The sequence below is a fragment of the Undibacterium sp. TJN19 genome, from assembly GCF_049339485.1.
Classification (GTDB): domain Bacteria; phylum Pseudomonadota; class Gammaproteobacteria; order Burkholderiales; family Burkholderiaceae_D; genus Undibacterium.
In genome coordinates, this window is record NZ_JBMPPL010000069.1 from 1 (window position 1) to 403 (window position 403).

At 59.1% G+C, this 403-nt stretch carries 1 pseudogene; it reads left to right on the forward strand.

The annotated features are described in order from the left end of the window. Nucleotides 1-403 (forward strand): annotated as a pseudogene (locus ACO0LH_RS28560) (hypothetical protein); the annotation flags it as partial.

Below are 403 nucleotides of genomic sequence, written 5' to 3' on the forward strand. Positions count from 1 at the left end.
ACGCTGCCACACTGGCCACAGCCCAGTCCACAGCCGATGCCACCATCGCAGCGATCGTCTCCAACAGCCCAGGCGCCCAAATCGTCCTGACTAACGGTACCGACATCGTCTCTGGCGAAACATTCACAGCCCCACAAGTCTACACACCAGGCGGCAATGCCCGTATCAACAGCCTGCAAGATGAAGACCAACTGACTGGTACAGGCGTGACCAACGTCCTGACAGCCACACTGGGCAATGCCAACGACAACGGCGGCACACTCATCACCCCAAAACTGACCAACATCCAGACACTGAACGCCGCCTTCACAGGCTCGTCCTCCGCTGGCGCCAACCTGGCAGTCACCGGTCTCGATCTGCAAGATGCCACTGGCCTCAAAACCGTCAACATCTCCCGTATCGC